The organism is Puia sp. P3, from assembly GCF_050632245.1.
Classification (GTDB): domain Bacteria; phylum Bacteroidota; class Bacteroidia; order Chitinophagales; family Chitinophagaceae; genus Puia.
Map to the genome: position 1 here is coordinate 5,667,303 of NZ_CP192583.1, position 16,722 is coordinate 5,684,024.

General features: G+C 53.9%; 16 protein-coding genes, 1 tRNA gene, 1 pseudogene and 1 riboswitch. Of the genes and pseudogenes, 7 read left to right on the forward strand and 11 right to left on the reverse strand.

Annotation, left to right across the window (positions count from 1 at the left end):
* Positions 1 to 15: 15 nt before the first annotated feature.
* Complete coding sequence (locus ACQ86N_RS35750) at positions 16 to 405, reverse strand: SET domain-containing protein (RefSeq protein ID WP_431211219.1); 390 nt, start codon at positions 403 to 405, stop codon at positions 16 to 18.
* A gap of 190 nt (positions 406 to 595) precedes the next feature.
* On the opposite strand from ACQ86N_RS35750, the pseudogene ACQ86N_RS35755 reads away from it, so the two are divergent.
* The 5 genes and pseudogenes from ACQ86N_RS35755 to ACQ86N_RS35775 all read left to right on the forward strand — a co-directional run.
* A pseudogene (locus ACQ86N_RS35755) lies at positions 596 to 868 on the forward strand (magnesium transporter); the annotation flags it as partial.
* Between the two features lie 10 nt (positions 869 to 878).
* Positions 879 to 1,994: a magnesium transporter gene (gene mgtE / locus ACQ86N_RS35760; protein WP_431211220.1), complete on the forward strand. Its 1,116-nt coding sequence runs from the start codon at positions 879 to 881 to the stop codon at positions 1,992 to 1,994.
* A gap of 194 nt (positions 1,995 to 2,188) precedes the next feature.
* Positions 2,189 to 3,100, forward strand: coding sequence for a hypothetical protein (locus ACQ86N_RS35765; protein WP_431211221.1), 912 nt, complete (start codon positions 2,189 to 2,191; stop codon positions 3,098 to 3,100).
* 229 nt (positions 3,101 to 3,329) lie between these two features.
* On the forward strand, positions 3,330 to 5,165 hold the full coding sequence (glmS, locus tag ACQ86N_RS35770; RefSeq protein WP_431211222.1) for a glutamine--fructose-6-phosphate transaminase (isomerizing): 1,836 nt from the start codon (positions 3,330 to 3,332) through the stop codon (positions 5,163 to 5,165).
* A gap of 59 nt (positions 5,166 to 5,224) precedes the next feature.
* The gene (locus tag ACQ86N_RS35775) at positions 5,225 to 7,435 is read left to right on the forward strand and encodes a DUF4954 family protein (protein ID WP_431211223.1); all 2,211 of its coding nucleotides are present in this window, start codon (positions 5,225 to 5,227) and stop codon (positions 7,433 to 7,435) included.
* A 12-nt stretch (positions 7,436 to 7,447) separates the two neighbouring features.
* Here ACQ86N_RS35775 and ACQ86N_RS35780 read toward each other — a convergent pair whose 3' ends face one another.
* The 6 genes from ACQ86N_RS35780 to ACQ86N_RS35805 all read right to left on the reverse strand — a co-directional run bounded on the left by ACQ86N_RS35780 (position 7,448) and on the right by ACQ86N_RS35805 (position 11,699).
* The gene (locus ACQ86N_RS35780) at positions 7,448 to 7,648 is read right to left on the reverse strand and encodes a hypothetical protein (protein WP_431211224.1); all 201 of its coding nucleotides are present in this window, start codon (positions 7,646 to 7,648) and stop codon (positions 7,448 to 7,450) included.
* A gap of 72 nt (positions 7,649 to 7,720) precedes the next feature.
* The gene (der, locus tag ACQ86N_RS35785) at positions 7,721 to 9,031 is read right to left on the reverse strand and encodes a ribosome biogenesis GTPase Der (protein WP_431211225.1); all 1,311 of its coding nucleotides are present in this window, start codon (positions 9,029 to 9,031) and stop codon (positions 7,721 to 7,723) included.
* Positions 9,032 to 9,091: 60 nt separating this feature from the next.
* Complete coding sequence (gene era, locus ACQ86N_RS35790) at positions 9,092 to 9,961, reverse strand: GTPase Era (protein WP_431211226.1); 870 nt, start codon at positions 9,959 to 9,961, stop codon at positions 9,092 to 9,094.
* 62 nt (positions 9,962 to 10,023) lie between these two features.
* Positions 10,024 to 10,098, reverse strand: a tRNA-Met gene (locus tag ACQ86N_RS35795).
* 143 nt (positions 10,099 to 10,241) lie between these two features.
* A complete protein-coding gene (locus ACQ86N_RS35800; protein ID WP_431211227.1) occupies positions 10,242 to 10,955 on the reverse strand; it encodes a head GIN domain-containing protein in 714 nt (237 codons plus the stop codon).
* A 9-nt stretch (positions 10,956 to 10,964) separates the two neighbouring features.
* Positions 10,965 to 11,699, reverse strand: coding sequence for a head GIN domain-containing protein (locus ACQ86N_RS35805; protein ID WP_431211228.1), 735 nt, complete (start codon positions 11,697 to 11,699; stop codon positions 10,965 to 10,967).
* A 164-nt stretch (positions 11,700 to 11,863) separates the two neighbouring features.
* A riboswitch (TPP riboswitch) is annotated at positions 11,864 to 11,963 on the forward strand.
* A 59-nt stretch (positions 11,964 to 12,022) separates the two neighbouring features.
* On the opposite strand from ACQ86N_RS35805, the gene ACQ86N_RS35810 reads away from it, so the two are divergent.
* Complete coding sequence (locus ACQ86N_RS35810; protein ID WP_431211229.1) at positions 12,023 to 13,738, forward strand: TonB-dependent receptor; 1,716 nt, start codon at positions 12,023 to 12,025, stop codon at positions 13,736 to 13,738.
* Positions 13,690 to 14,289, forward strand: a complete 600-nt coding sequence (locus ACQ86N_RS35815; protein ID WP_431211230.1) for a hypothetical protein — start codon at positions 13,690 to 13,692, stop codon at positions 14,287 to 14,289. The genes ACQ86N_RS35810 and ACQ86N_RS35815 overlap by 49 nt, the downstream gene beginning before the upstream one ends.
* Before the next feature lie 65 nt (positions 14,290 to 14,354).
* Here the strand turns inward: ACQ86N_RS35815 and ACQ86N_RS35820 are convergent, their stop codons facing one another.
* From ACQ86N_RS35820 to ACQ86N_RS35835, 4 genes are all read right to left on the reverse strand, one after another.
* Complete coding sequence (locus ACQ86N_RS35820; protein WP_431211231.1) at positions 14,355 to 14,663, reverse strand: rhodanese-like domain-containing protein; 309 nt, start codon at positions 14,661 to 14,663, stop codon at positions 14,355 to 14,357.
* 82 nt (positions 14,664 to 14,745) lie between these two features.
* Positions 14,746 to 14,952 (reverse strand): hypothetical protein, encoded by a 207-nt coding sequence (locus ACQ86N_RS35825; protein ID WP_431211232.1) that lies wholly within the window; start codon positions 14,950 to 14,952, stop codon positions 14,746 to 14,748.
* Between the two features lie 53 nt (positions 14,953 to 15,005).
* Positions 15,006 to 15,563, reverse strand: a complete 558-nt coding sequence (locus ACQ86N_RS35830) for a PASTA domain-containing protein (protein ID WP_431211233.1) — start codon at positions 15,561 to 15,563, stop codon at positions 15,006 to 15,008.
* Between the two features lie 64 nt (positions 15,564 to 15,627).
* Positions 15,628 to 16,620, reverse strand: a complete 993-nt coding sequence (locus ACQ86N_RS35835) for a D-alanine--D-alanine ligase (RefSeq protein WP_431211234.1) — start codon at positions 16,618 to 16,620, stop codon at positions 15,628 to 15,630.
* Between the last annotated feature and the right edge of the window lie 102 nt (positions 16,621 to 16,722).

Consider the following 16,722-nt stretch of genomic DNA (forward strand, 5'->3'; position numbering starts at 1 on the left):
AGGGGATCATACTCCCTACTCCCCGCCTTTATCAAACCACACCGGCATTTCATTATCCCAATCCCCGTTATAATTGATAAAAAGCTCCTCGCCCGCTTTTATCGCCCTGACCGTCCTCACCGATATCAACTGCCGGTCATAGTCCATATCATACTCGCAATTCGACCGGTAAGAATGGTTATACAGCGGCACATAGCCCAACGCCATACAGCACCCCTTCTTCCTCAAACCCCACTCGAAAATATAATCGTGCAGCAGGGTCCGGTCCAGAAGAACCCGCTCCTCCGCCGTCATAACGATCACCGGCGAAACCTCGATCACAGTCCCCTTCTTAATAGCAACCGACGTAAACACACCCCGTCCCATCTCCCCGCTTGGCGCAATAAACAATTGAGGCAGTATCAAACCATTTAATTTTAGCGGAACAAGTTACCACTTTTTCAAAACCCGGCCCCACACCCCAATAGAACACCCAAACACGGGACTCCGCGGAAACACCCCCAACCCTAAGGGACACCCCTTTTCATTCTCCCCCTCTTCACGGGACACCCCCTTTTCCTTTGGGAGAATTAACATTTTGCCGTAGGTTTGACCTATGTCTTCCGAAGTCGAACATATTGATGCAAATGACCAATTCGCCGAGATCATCCAGTCCGAGGACGTACTGGCCATCAGGGAATTCCTGAACAACCAGAACATCAGCGACGTGGCCGAACTGATCTATGAATTCCCCGAATACGAGACCCAGATCGTCGCCAATCTCAGCATCCACCGGGCTTCCAGCACCTTCAAGATCCTGGACGTACCCACTCAGAAACGCATCATAGGAGAACTACCCGCCTTCAAGACAGCCGAACTGCTCAATGACCTCTCCGCCGATGACCGCACCTCCTTCCTCGAAGAACTGCCCAGTGAAGCTGGTGAAAGAGCTGATCAAAACCCTGGACCCCGAAGAAAGAAAGATCACCCTCTCCCTGCTCGGCTACCCCGAACGCAGCGTCGGCCGCCTCATGACCCCCGACTACATCGCCGTCGAAAAGGACTGGACCGTAAAAGAAGTCATCGAACACATCCGCGAAGTCGGCAAAGACAGCGAAACCATCGACGTCATCTACGTCGTAGACGACAAGGGCATCTTCATCGACGACGTCCGGATCCGCGAGATCATCCTCGCCAATCCCGACAAAAAGATCGAAGACGTCATCGACAACCGCTACATCGCCCTCAACGTCAATGACGACCAGGAGACCGCCAGCGAAGCCTTCAAAATGAACAACCGCGTGGCCCTCCCCGTACTGGACAATAATAATATCCTCCTCGGCATCGTCACCATCGACGACGTCCTCTGGATCACCCAGGAAGAATTCTCCGAAGACATCCAGAAGATCGGTGGTACGGAAGCCCTCGACGAACCCTATCTCGAAATACCGATCCTGAAACTATTCAAGAAAAGGGTCGTCTGGCTCATCGTCCTCTTCCTCAGCGAAATGCTCACCGCCACTGCAATGGCCTATTTTGAAGACGAGATCGCCCGGGCCGTAGTCCTCGCCCTCTTCGTCCCGCTCATCATCAGCAGCGGTGGCAACAGCGGCTCGCAGGCCTCCACCCTCATCATCCAGGCAATGGCCCTCGGCGAGATCACCATCGCAGACTGGTTCCGCGTCATCCGCCGCGAACTCATGTCAGGTCTCATGCTCGGCGCCGTCCTCGGCATCATCGGATTTACCCGCATCATTCTCTGGAATATGATCTTCCACACCTATGACCCCCACGCTGTAGTCCTGGCCTTCACCGTCGGTTTCTCCCTCATCGGGGTCGTTCTATGGGGTACCATCGCCGGCAGTATGCTGCCCATTGTTCTTAAAAAGTTCGGCGCCGACCCGGCCACTTCATCCGCCCCCTTCGTAGCTACCCTCGTCGACGTCACAGGGCTGGTGATCTATTTCTCTGTCGCCTTCATAATCATGCACAATACACTGATCACCAGCGGATAAAACATCAACAAAAGAAGCATTTGTTAAAGAACGGTCATTCTTTAAACCTTGGCAGCCGGCCCCGGTCTAATAGCCGTACTTTACATTACAGGAGGCCCCGGAAGGGCCTCATCCAAAGGACAATCATTAGCGCTTTGCTGGAAATACGCTAATTTTTGTTAAAGCGTTTTTCCAGCACATACTAAATGCGTGTTATGAACCCGAGAATATTAATCCCCCTATTCATTTTAGTCCTCGCCGGTATGTCCGTCACACCCACATTCGCACAACGTCGCGGAGGCGGCGGTGGCGGAGGCTTCAGAGGCGGTGGTGGCGGCGGCGGCATCCATTCTTCCGGCGGAGGCTTCAGGGGCTCCAGCGGATTCGGCGGCGGCGGAGGTTTCAGAACTGCCACCGGATTCGGGGGTGGCGGCACCCGCAGCGTCAGCGGCTTCAGAGGCGGCTACTCAGGCAGCGCCAGAACCATCAGCGGCTCCCACACCTATATCGGCAGCGGCTATCGCGGCGGTTACCGCGGCGGATACGCCGGCGGCTATCGCGGTGGATACTATGGCGGCTACCATGGTGGTTACTACGGAGGCTATCGCGGTGGCTACTACGGAGGCTACCGCGGCTATGGCGGCTGGGGCTGGGGCCTCGGTCTCAGCCTGGGCTGGCCCTGGTACGGATACGGGTACGGTTACCCCTACGGGTACGGATACCCCTATGGATACGGTGGCTACGGCTATCCCTACTACGCCTATCCCCCCACAATAGCACCCGCGCCCTACTACGACGAAGATTTCGACGACCCCGAAGACCCGTACGGCGACGGCACCCCATCTCACCGGCCACAACAACAACAGCAACAGCCGGACAATAACTACCAGCCCGACCGTAACAACAACGACAACTACAACGACAACTATAACGGGAACAACAGTAATAATGACAATTATTCCAACCCCAACGACACGACACTGTCCAACCGTCCCGGAACCAACGAACACCCCTCTTCCGGACAGTCCTCCCGCTCCTCCGAAAAGGTTTGGGTAAAAGGACACTGGAAGAACACCGACGCCGGCTGGGTATGGATCGAAGGATATTGGAAGAACAAATACAATTAAATCTATAATCGACACGTTTATCAGGGGCTTCCCAAAAAGGGAAGCCCTTTTGCTTTATTTAAAGATAATTGGCTAATATTGCCCCGGCTAAAATTTTGCAGGAATAGGGCTTACACAAAAATAACCCTATTCCTGCAAACCGCTAATGATTGGCCTTGCGGCCGAGCCGCTTCCAGCGGCTCATAATCGGGCTAAACCACCTGAACAACCTGCAAAAAAATAATATTCTATGTGTGGCATTGTCGCTTATATCGGTCCAAGGGAAGCCTACCCCATCATCCTGAAAGGTCTCAAACGCCTCGAATACCGCGGCTATGACAGCAGCGGCGTAGCCCTCCTCAACAACGACCTCCGCGTCTATAAAAAGAAAGGCAAAGTAGCCGAACTGGAAGACAGCCTCGTCGGCAAAGACCTCCACGCCAACGCCGGCATGGGACACACCCGCTGGGCCACCCACGGCGAACCCAACGACCGCAACGCCCACCCCCACAGCTCAGCCAGCGGCCGCCTCGCCATGATCCACAACGGCATCATCGAGAACTATACCCAGCTCAAGAACGAACTCAGCCGTAAAGGATACCAGTTCAAAAGCGATACCGACACCGAGGTCCTCCTCAACTTCATCGAAGACATCCAGAAAAATAACAACTGCGGACTCGAAGAAGCCGTCCGCATCGCCCTCAAACGCGTCGTCGGAGCCTACGTCATCGTCCTTCTCGACAAGGAATCCCCCGACACCATCATCGCCGCCCGCAAAGGCAGCCCGCTGGTCATCGGCATCGGAAAAGGCGAACACTTCCTCGCCTCCGACGCCAGTCCCATCATCGAATACACAAAAGAAGTAGTATACGTCAACGACTACGAGCTCGCCATCCTCAAACCCGACGAGCTCATCCTCAAAAATCTCGGCAACGAAAAACTTACCCCCTACGTCCAAAAGCTCGACCTCGAACTCGCAGCAATTGAAAAAGGCGGCTACGACCACTTCATGCTGAAGGAAATTTTCGAACAGCCCGACACCATCTTTGACTGCCTCAGAGGCCGCCTCGACGTCACCAAGGGCACCATCACGATGGCCGGGATCCAGCAGAACATAGAAAGACTCACCAAAGCCAACCGCATCATTATGGTCGCCTGCGGCACCAGCTGGCACGCAGGCCTCGTAGCCGAATACATCTTCGAAGAACTCTGCCGCATACCGGTAGAAGTAGAATATGCCTCGGAATTCCGCTACCGCAACCCCGTGATCCACCCCGGCGACGTCATCATCGCCATCTCCCAGAGCGGAGAAACCGCCGATACCATCGTCGCCATCGAAAAAGCCAAAGAGAACGGCGCCTTCATCATGGGCGTGGTCAACGTCGTCGGCTCCTCCATCGCACGCATCTCCAACGCTGGCGCCTACACGCACGCCGGCCCCGAGATTGGAGTCGCCAGCACCAAAGCCTTCACCGCCCAGCTGACCGTCCTGACCATGATCGCCCTCAAGGTCGCCAAGGAGAAAGGCACCATCGACACCACCCGCTACATGCAGCTGCTCGCCGAACTTCACAACATGCCCGAAAAAGTAAAAGAAGTACTTCAGCTCGCCAAACCCATACAACAGCTCGCGGAAAAATATAAAGACGCCGCAGACGCCCTCTACCTCGGACGCGGATACAACTTCCCCGTCGCCCTCGAAGGCGCCCTGAAATTAAAAGAGATCAGCTATATCCACGCCGAAGGCTACCCAGCCGCCGAAATGAAACACGGCCCTATAGCCCTCGTCGACGAACACCTCCCCGTCGTATTCGTTGCGACAAAAGACTCCTACCACGAAAAGATCGTCAGCAATATCCAGGAGATCAAAGCCAGAAAAGGAAAGGTCATCGCCGTCATCAGCCAGGGAGACGAGATCATCGAAAAAATGGCGAACGACTACATATCGATCCCCGAAACCGACGAGCTCGTCGCCCCAATCCTGAGCGTAATTCCCATGCAGCTCCTCGCCTACTATATCGGCGTGGCCAAAGGCTATGACGTCGACAAGCCCCGCAACCTGGCCAAGAGCGTGACCGTGGAATAAAGGGTCACCTACCTCCAGGAAGGCAACATTTAATAAGTGGAACGATACAACATCAAAAGATGAACGAAATAAAGAAGAGCCCTATCGATTCCCTGGGTTACCAATTCATCGATAGCCGCTATTTACCAAAAGGTAAAGACGAATACCACCTGCGCAATATCCAGAACCGCAGCGGCATCGGCTACCGCCAGCTGAGTGCCTACGAAATAGAGGTACTGGTCCGAAACCGCAACACCTCCGCCAACTGGAACCATATCCTCGTCTCGGACGCCTTCACGCCCGAACTCGTGCAGAACTGCAAATTCTTCGGCCTGGTCCGCATCGGCAAACTCGACCCGCTATACCTCGAGTTTCACGACCTCCGCCGCCCCGTCGGCCTCTATAACAGCACCATCATCAGCTGCGACTTCGGGGACAACGTCTGCATCGACAACACCAACTACCTCTCCCACTATATCATCGGCAACGAGGTCATGATCGTCAATACCAACGAACTGACCACCACCGACCACGCCAAATTCGGCAACGGCATCCTCAAGGAAGGCGAAGAAGAATCCATCCGGATCTGGCTCGAAGTGTGCAACGAAAACGGTGGGCGATCCATCATCCCCTTCAACGGCATGCTACCCGGAGACGCATGGATCTGGAGCCGCTTCCGCGACGACGAAGTCCTCCAGGAAAAACTCAAGGAATTTACCGCCGCCGCCTTCGACGCCCGACGCGGATACTACGGCAAGGTCGGCGACCGCACCGTCATCAAGAACTGCAAGATCATAAAAGACGTCTGGATAGGCAGCGACGCCTACCTCAAAGGCGCCAACAAGCTGAAGAACCTGACCATCAACTCCTCCCCCGACGCCAAATCCCAGATAGGTGAAGGATGCGAAATGGTCAACGGCATCATCGGCGTCGGCTGTCGTATCTTCTACGGGGTCAAAGCCGTCCGCTTCATCATGGCCTCCCACTCCCAGCTGAAATACGGCGCACGTCTCATCAACTCCTATCTCGGCAACAATGCTACCATCTCCTGCTGCGAAGTGCTCAACTCACTTATCTTCCCGGCACACGAGCAGCACCATAATAATTCCTTCCTCTGCGCTGCCCTCGTAATGGGGCAGAGCAATATGGCCGCCGGCGCCACCATCGGGTCCAACCACAACTCGAGAAGCCCCGATGGCGAGATCATCGCAGGCCGCGGCTTCTGGCCGTGCCTCTGCGTCAGCCTCAAACACAACTCGCGCTTCGCCTCCTTCTCGATCCTGGCCAAAGGCGATTACCCCGCGGAACTCGACATCCCGGTGCCATTCAGCCTCATCGCCAACGACGTCAGCAAGGACGAACTCATCGTAATGCCCGCATACTGGTTCCTCCACAATATGTATGCGCTCGCCCGCAACTCCTGGAAATATATCGACCGCGACAAACGCACCGACAAGACCCAGAACCTGGAGTTCAACTACCTTGCCCCCGACTCCATCAACGAAACCCTGCGGGCCATCCACCTGCTCGAAAAATTCACCGGCCAGGCCTACGCCCTGCAAACCGGACGCGGAGGAAAAAAACAGACCTCCGACGAATACATCGCGATCGGAGCCGAACTGCTCGCCAACAACCCGGAAAAAGTAGGCCAGCTCGATATCTTCGCCTACGGGTGGGAGAACGGCGACCGCAAAGTACGCCTCATAAAAGTCGTACAGGCCTGGACCCTGTTCCGCGAACTCATCGTACACCACGCAGTCAACCAACTGCTGCTTCTTATAAAGGAAAAGAATATCGGCAGCTTCGAAGCGCTGCAGCAGGCCGTCCCCTCCAGCCTGACCCTGGCCGACTGGGTCAACGCCGGCGGACAGCTCATCCGCGAATCGGAGATGCAAAAACTCATCGACCAGATCCACAGCGGACGCATAAAGAGCTGGGACCAGATCCACCAGTTCTACCGCCAGCAGAACGAACAATACAGCGCCGACCGGCTACAGCACGCACTCGCCGCGCTAAGAGAAAGCACCGGCATCTCCCTCCGCCGCAGCAAGCCCATCGCACTGAAGGGTCTGCTCGAACAAAGTCTCCGCACAAAGGAATGGATGACCAAAGAGATCTACACGACCCGCGCAAAAGACTATAGCAACCCCTTCCGCCAGATGGTCTATGACTCACCGGAAGAAATGGACGCCGTCATCGGCAAACTGAAAGACAATAGTTTTATAAGACAGGAGAAAGAAAACCTGAAGAAATACAGAAAGGAAATAGAAGAGATCATCTCCTTCCTGTAAGTGCGGATCGAACTACATCTTCTTTGTAGTGTCCTTGCTGGCACTGTCCTTCTTCATCGAAGAAGAATCAGCAGGAGCCTTGACGGAATCCGCGGCCATCCTCGTAGCGCTGTCAGCAGCTGCTGTCGGAGAAGCGGCCCCATCAGCGCCTGCACTGTTGTTGCAGGCAGCCATAGCCACAGCTACGGCAATAATGACAAATACTTTTTTCATGGAAATTTCTTTGCGGCGCAAATTAGGAAAATCCCTCTAATTTTTCCAAACCCCATTCCGTAGTTTACGACCTCACTTCTTCCGGAAGAATAGCCGCACCGGCACCCCCTTGAAATTAAAGTTTTCCCTCAGCTTGTTCTCCAGATAATTCTTATACGGCTGCTTTACATCGTCCGGGAAATTACAGAAGAAAGCAAATGAAGGCACATGCGTCGGCAGCTGTGTGATATATTTTATCTTCAGCGGATGTCCCCGCACTACGGGCGCATGGTAGGCTTCCACCGCTTTTAGCATCACCTCGTTGAGCTGCGCCGTAGGCACCTTGCGCTGCTTGTTCTCAAATACCTCCAGCGCCGCTTCTACTGCCCGGAAGATCCGGGTCTTCTCCAGCACGCTGACGAAAAGGATCGGCAGGTCGGTAAATGGAGCCAGACGCTCTTTCAGATTCTTCTCATAGTCCCTGGCCGTATTAGTTTCCTTCTCGATCAGATCCCACTTGTTGACCAGCACAACGATCCCCTTTCCTTTCTTGATGGCCATGCTGAAGATATTCAGGTCCTGCGCCGTGACCCCCTTGGACGCATCCAGCAGCAAAAGACAGACATCCGCTTCATCCATCGCCTTGATAGCCCTGATCACGGAATAGAACTCCAGATCCTCATGCACCTTGGTCTTGCGCCGGATCCCGGCCGTATCGATCAGTATAAAATCTTTCTGGAACAGATTATAGCGGGTATGGATAGTGTCCCGCGTGGTCCCCGCAATATCGCTCACAATGGTCCGCTCCTGTCCGATCAGCGCATTTAGCAGCGAAGACTTTCCCGTATTGGGCTGCCCGATGATCGCAAACTTCGGAAGCCCCTCTTCCCCTTCAAATTCCTGCTCCTCGGTGATCAGCCCGGTCACGGCATCGAGCAGCTCGCCCGTTCCGCTACCCGTCATCGAAGAAAGAAAAAAGATATCGTCAAAACCCAGACTATAGAACTCAGCCGCTTCCAGCAGCCTGTCACTGTTGTCCACCTTGTTGACGGCAAGAAATACAGGCTTGACCGTCCGCCTCAGCACATCCGCCATCGCTTCGTCCAGGGTCGTAATCCCCGTCGCCGCATCGACCATAAATATCAGGGCATTCGCCTCCTCCAGCGCGATCAGCACCTGTTTCTTGATCTCCCGCTCGAATACATCCTCGCTGTCCGGCACAAACCCGCCCGTATCGATAAGGTTGAAAGACTTTCCCGCCCACTCTGCCACACCATACTGCCGGTCACGCGTCACGCCGCTCACGTCATCCACGATAGCCTTCCGCTGCTCGAGCAAACGATTGAAAAAAGTACTCTTCCCCACATTGGGCCGGCCTACAATGGCCACTGTAAATCCGCTCATAACTTAATTAATTATACATAATCCCCTTCGATTCCTCCCATTTCACCCCTATTCTCCCCCTCAACTATATCCATACTCCTTCAAGAAATTCTCAGTGTCCCTCCACTTCGGCCTGACCTTCACAAAAAGCTCCAGAAAAACCTTCCGTCCTATAAACTCCTCGATATCCTTCCTCGCCTCCGAACCCAGCTTCCTGATCATCTTCCCGGCCTCGCCAAGGATAATCCCCTTCTGCGACTCCCGCTGCACTATAATATCCGCCCTCACCTTGGTCAGCGTCGTCTTCTCCTTGAACTCCTGTACCAGCACCGTCGCCTGATAAGGGATCTCATCCCCATATAAAAAGAATATCTTCTCCCTGATCAGCTCCCCGACAAAGAACTTCACCGGCAGATCGGTCAGGTCATCCCCCTCGAAAAAGGGCTCACCCTCAGGCAGGAACTTCAACACCGTCTTTAGCAGCTCGGGAACATTCGTCTTCTTCAGCGCAGATATCCCAACCACTACTTTACAATAATTCTTTTCCGCAAAATAGGCACGAACTTCTTCCACTTTCTCCCGGGGCACCCCGTCCAGCTTGTTCAGCACGACGATCGCCGGCGCCTTCAGCTTCAGCGCCTGGAACAGCTGGTCATTCTCCTCGGGATTATCCTGGATATCCACCAGCAGGATGGCCAGATCGGCATCCTCCAGCGAGCTCTTGACGGCCTGCATCATCTTCTCATGCAGCCGGTACCGTGGCTCGATAATACCCGGCGTGTCGGAAAAAATGATCTGATAGTCCTTCTCCGTCAATATCCCCTTGATACGATGCCGGGTCGTCTGCACTTTCGGGGATACAATAGCCAGCTTCTCACCCATAAGGGCATTCAGCAGAGTGCTCTTCCCTGCATTCGGCTTCCCAAAAATGCTTACAAATCCGACTTTCATGGTTCAAATATATTCCTCTCCTGTAACGAAAAAGGGGCCAAGGGCCCCTTTTTTCATCGATTTGGTTGCGAAGGGTGGGATCGAACCACCGACCTTCGGGTTATGAGCCCGACGAGCTACCGCTGCTCTACTTCGCGATGTGGACGGCAAAGGTACATGCATTTAGTTCCCCCACCAAAAAAATACAAATTCTTTTTCTCACCCCCCGCCCCACCCCCAAAAGGGCCGAAGCCCCTGCTATCCGCACGGCAACCGGGCCTTATCATAATCACCAACTTCTTTACGAACTCCTCTTTACCGTACTCGCCCCACTGGATCTTACTTCCGAGATAATCCCCTCTCCCTTATAATACACGCTGCTCGCTCCCGACGCATCTGCCTTCAGCTCCTTATTCACCGTGATCCGGGCGTCCGAAGCCCCGGAGACGGCAACATCACATTTCTCTACTTTCAGATCATACCCCTTTATATCGCTCGCGCCCGACAGCCTCATTACCGCCATCCCCTCTACAACTCCCGTTATATGCGCATCCGAAGCCCCACTCTGTTCCAGCGACAGCTCACCCACCCGGATGGCCCCCTTGAAATCACTCGCCCCGGAAAGATTCATCGACAACTTCCCCCCTGAGATCACACCATCGACATACACATTGCTCGCCCCCGAAATGATCAGCTGATCCAGCGCCGTGAACGACACATAGGCCTTCAGCTTGTTATTAGCCATATTGAAATGCTTCCCCTCCAGTCGTATCCGAAGTATGCCGTCAACGACCTCCGTCACGATCCTGTCCCTCACCTTTGGGTCCCGCGCACTCACAACGACCTTCTCCGCATCACCCTGACTGAGATACAGGTCTACCGCGCTGCCCACGTCAATGCCATGGAACCCCTTTACAGGACGCTCCACCGCATTCGGATCGTGAACGATCGTCTGCTGCGCCCAGCTACCCAGCCCCGAAAGGCCCGCCAGCAAAAAGAAAAACAACTGTTTCATACTCATAGATCAATCTTTCCTTGTTATACTCCCCGAACCGCTCGCATGCGACTCCTTTACCACTCCGCTGCCACGATAATGCACATCGCTCCCTCCACTCGCAGTCGCGACCAGCTCCCTGTTTACCGTCAGATACGCGTCACTTCCACCACTGGCTTCTACCTGACAATTGTCCGACACCAGCTCGTAGCCATGATAATCGCTGCCACCGCTGGCATGAATGAATAACCTGGTCGCACTTCCGCTGACATGCGTATCAGACCCGCCGGACTGATGCACGGACAGCTCCCCGAAAACCAGCTTCCCGCTGAGATCGCTGCCACCTGCCAGATCCAGATTCAGCCTTTCTCCCTTGAGCGCGTCCTGGATATATACGTCACTGCCTCCCGACGCGTTCAGCTTGTCGATCGACCGGCAGGCTACATAGGCCTTCAAATGCCTGTTCCCACCACCGCCCCAACCAAATCCTTTGGTGTCCATATAGATATGCAGCACGCCATCCAACACCTCCGTACGGATCCGGTCCCTCCATTCCGCTTCACTGGCGCTCACGGCTACCGCCTCCTCTCCTGCCTGATTCAGATATAGATCGATCCCACCGGATATCTCGATACCATGAAATCCCCTCACCTCCCTCTTCTGCGCATTTTTGTCGTTGATGACCTTATTATCCTGAGCCGTAACCCGCTCCACAGGGACCAGAAAGCACCCGGCAGTAAACAATAAAAAGAAAACGTATTTCATAATCAGCTTTTTTTAAAGACAACCAACCATGGACAATGTTGCGTCCGCCCTCCCCCGGTCCAAAACTATATAAAAAATTGAACGCCAGCCACACCCCAAAAGTTACAACCACAGTAAAAATAGGCTATCTTTGCAGCCTGCCTGCGCCAATTTAGCCAGGTATTTCAGATTCCTCGGGGTGCTTCCGCTGATAGCGGAGGCTGAGAAAATACCCGTGAACCTGATCAGGGTAATGCCTGCGCAGGGAAGGTGATCAGCAACAGTCTATACAGCTCTCCTTCGCATCAGCATTCCCGCCATTTTACTATTTAAGCGAACTAACTATGTATAAGACTATCTCTACTACGCTGCACGTATTTCTGGCCCTCCTCATCTCAGGCACCACCGCACTGGCCCAGGCCCAGCCGGCCCGTCCCCCCGACTCCCTAAGACTATTCCTGCAACCGGTCGAAGTCAGGGCCCTCCGCGCCGGCGAGAAAGCACCCTTCACCAAAACCGATATCACGAAGAAACAGATCGAACAGACCAATATTGGACAGGACATCCCCTTCATCCTCAACCAGACCCCTTCTGTCATCGTCAACTCCGACGCCGGCAACGGCGTTGGCTATACGGGTATCCATATCCGTGGTACAGACGCTACCCGCATCAACATGACCATCAACGGCCTCCCATACAACGACGCAGAATCCCAGGGCATCTTCTTCGTCGACCTTCCGGACTTCGCCTCCTCGGTGAACAGCATCCAGATCCAGCGCGGCGTCGGCACCTCGTCCAACGGTGCGGGCGCCTTCGGGGCGACCATCAACTTCGCCACCAACGAATTCAACGAAAAGCCATACGCCGAGTTCAACAACAGCTTTGGCTCTTTCACGACATGGAAGAACACCGTAAAAGCCGGCTCCGGACTCATCGACGGCCACTTCACCATCGATGCCCGCCTCTCCCGCATAAGCAGCGATGGATACATCGACCGCGCCACCAGCAACCTCAAGTCGTTCTATCTCTCCGGCGCATACATCGACGAACACTCTTCCCTACGTTTTAATATTATCCAGGGTACGGAAAAGACCTACCAGGCATGGAACGGAATTCCGGATGCCAAACTCTTCGGCGACAAGACAGCCCTCGACCAGCACTACGCCGACAACGCCGGCCCCGGCAGCGAAGGATACCTCTACGCTTCGACCGCAGACTCGCTGAATCTCTACAATTCCAGAAGACGTACCTACAACTATTTCACCTATCCCAACCAGACCGATAACTACCTGCAAAACCACTACCAGCTGTTCTTCAACCACCAGGTCAACGACAACGTCTCTTTCAATACAGCCGCATTTCTGACAAGGGGAAAAGGCTACTACGAGGAGTATAAGGAGCAGGACAACTATGCCAACTATGGCCTCGTCGGCCCCATCGTCGGTTCCGACACTACCCAAACCACCGACCTGGTCCGCCAGCAGTGGCTGGATAACTATTTTTATGGAGGCGTGTTCTCGCTCCAGTACAAACAGCGCGAGACTCAGCTGACACTCGGAGGCGGATGGGACAAATATGACGGCAAGCACTATGCCAACGTCATATGGACACAAAATGGCGGCGTCCCCAAAGACTACGAATACTATAATATTCCCGCGCACAAGACCGACTACAACGTCTATGCGAAATGGCAGCAACAGTGGACGACCCATTTCTCGACCTTCGCAGACATGCAGTACCGGCGCATCGGCTACGACCTCGAAGGCTTCCAGGACAACCCGACGCTCTTCATCAACAAACACTACGACTTCTTCAACCCCAAGGCAGGCGTCACCTATACAGGACACGAATGGCAGGCCTATCTCTCTTATTCCCGCGCCAGCCACGAGCCCAACCGCGACGACTTCGAGGCCGGAATGGACCAGCAGCCCAGACCCGAGACCCTCAACGACTTCGAGCTGGGTTTTGAAAAAAGACCCTACGCTATTCATGGGGCGCTACCGTTTACTATATGCAGTACAAAGACCAGCTGGCTCTCACAGGAAAGATCAACAACGTAGGCGCCTATACGAGGACCAATATCCCTGGCAGCTATCGCCTCGGCGTCGAACTCCAGGGCAGCTCGAAAATTTCAGACTGGCTGATACTCTCCGGTAATCTGGCGCTTAGCAGAAACAAAATAAAGAACTATACCGAATACATCGACGACTACGATAATGGCGGTCAGAAGAGCTATTTCCATGCCCACCCCGACATCGCCTTCTCCCCCGCAATCGTCGGCGGAGCCAACGTACAGTTTTTTCCCTTTCCCCACTACGAGATCGACCTTCCGGCCAAATATGTGAGTAAAGAGTATATGGATAATACGCAGAACGAAGGGCGAAAACTCGGCGACTACTACGTGCAGGACCTTCGGATGAGCTACAGGCTGAACTTTGCCCCCATCCGCGAGATGGACATTATCTTCCAGCTGAACAACGTCTTGAACAGGAAATACGAGCCCAACGGATATACCTACAGCTCGTTCTATGGCGGCGGCGTGGTGACGGAGAACTTCTACTTCCCCATGGCCGGTACCAATTTTATGCTGGCGCTCAACATCAAATTATAATCTATACACGGGCCCTCACCAGGGGGCCCTCACCCTTCCCCACCCCGCCAGGGGCGCGACACTTTTTAGGACCCGATCCTCTCCTGCCAGGCCATCATCCCGCCCGTGAGATTCTTCACATTGGTAAAACCCGCCGACTCGAGGATCATAGATGCCATTCCACTGCGATTCCCGCTGCGGCAATATACGATCACTTCGTCATTTTTCAAGGACTCGATCTCATCGGTATCCAACTGCTGTACACGTCCCAGAGGCAACAAGATACCTCCTATATTAAAGTCCGCATGTTCGTGGGGTTCCCGCACATCTACCAGGTTAAGCGACTCACCGGCATCTAATCTTTTCTTTACTTCCTCAACAGAAATAGCTTGCATATATAATTTTTGTAAAATTAGTAACTAATACCCAATCCCCGGGCCCCTCCCCCAATCCTTGGTCCGGCCGCGTCTCCCCACTCTAATACGCACTCGGCGAAGACTGCAGAGCCGTGGAATCACGCGAGGGCCGCTGCGCCCCGATCCATATATCGATCGCCATACCCTGCTTGATGCGGTTCGGCAATCCTCCATCCCCCATCTGGTTCGGCGCCTGCTTGTAGATATAGCCTTCCGCGGAGTCCCGCACATCCTTCGACATGACCACGGCGCCAATGGATATGTCCATAGAATCGAGACGGCCCTTCGCCTGGAGATAGGTCAGACCGAACAGGTCGGGAACTATAAACCCTGGCCTCCGCCAATACCGTTGCCCAATACCAGCGTTATCGCACTGCCTTGCTGTATCTGTGTTCCGGGTTTGATCGGATCGCCCTTGAACTGCTGCTCCAACACCGAATTACGCGCGAAATAGGGCTTGAAAATGGTGTCCCCGATCTTTAATCCATATTGCCTCAGTATTGACTCCGCATTCCGGAAACTCATACTCACCAGATTGGGCATCTGGATAAAAGGAGCCTGGGCCCGGTTGATCGTGAGATAGATGGTCCGGTTGATCTTGACCTGACTTTCCGCCTCGGGGAATTGTTTGACCACCTGCAGCGGCTTCATCGTATCGGAATAGACGGAATCCTGTATCTGGACGTCAAAACCTTGGGTCTCAAGGCTTTTCTTAGCATCCGTATAGGAAAGACCGGTCACCGTCGGAATCCGCATAGTCTTGCCATGCTGGGTCAGCAGGGCCAGCGAGCCCAGGAACAGCAGCAATAACAGCAACAACACGACTATACCGGCTAATATATTGACCCAGAGTGGCTTACTAGTCAGAAATTTAAACACTATTCAAATTTTAAGATGAGCCGACCGGCTTAACCCACCGCTCGGGCGATGTAAAATAAAGATTTTATTTCCTTCCCAGCGCCTCGTCGACCAGCGCCGAATAGAAATCTTTCAGCGTCCAGCCCAGCGCCCTCAGCTGCTGCGGCACGATACTCGCCTCGCTCTGGCCCGGCACCGTGTTTATCTCCAGCATAAACGGTTCTGCCTTCGCCTCATTGTAGATAAAATCGATCCGGATAATGCCCCGGCAGTTAAAAACTCTATAAATTTTCCGCGCAGCAGCCCTCACCTTCTCCGCGATCGCCTCATCGACTACGGCAGGCGTCGTCTCCTCATTCAGCCCCGCCGTATATTTCGCCTCAAAATCAAAAAACTCTTTCTTGCTCCTCACCTCCGTCAGCGGCAGCACGATGATCTCGCCCTTGGACTGGAATACGCCAACCGTAAACTCCCTCCCGGAAATAAATTCCTCAACCAGTACCTGGTCGTCCTCTTTAAACGCTTTTTCAATTGCCGCCCCCAACTCTTCGGAAGCCGAGTTTACCCTCGACATCCCAATACTCGACCCACCATTATTCGGCTTTACAAAAACTGGAAATTGCAAATTCTTCGCCACCTCATCCGGGCTCCCGATCCGCCCCTTCAGCAGGAATACCGACCTCGCCACATTGATCCCGTTAAAGGCGGCCACCGCCACCGTAAACCGTTTGTTAAAGGTCAGCGCCGACACAGCCGCATCACAACTGGTATAGGGCAGATTCAAAATGTCAAAATATCCCTGCAATTTCCCATCCTCCCCCGGCGTCCCATGGATCCCGATCAACACCGCGTCAAACCGCACTTTCCTCCCATCAACCAATACCGAGAAATCATTCTTGTCTACAGTCACCTTCTTTCCATCCCTCTGCTCATGAAACCACCCTTCCGGCGTGATATCTATCCGATACACCGTATACCGGTCATAGTCCAGATTCTTTTGAATGGTAATTGCGCTCTTGTAGGAAATAACCGACTCCCCGGAATAACCACCGGTAACAAATGCAATGGTTGGCTTCATTGACAGAAATGATTTTGCGCAAAATAACGAAAAAGGCAGGTAGTTTATTCTAATCCCACCATCCCAGTGCGGGGCCGCTCCCATAATCTCACCATCCCCCGT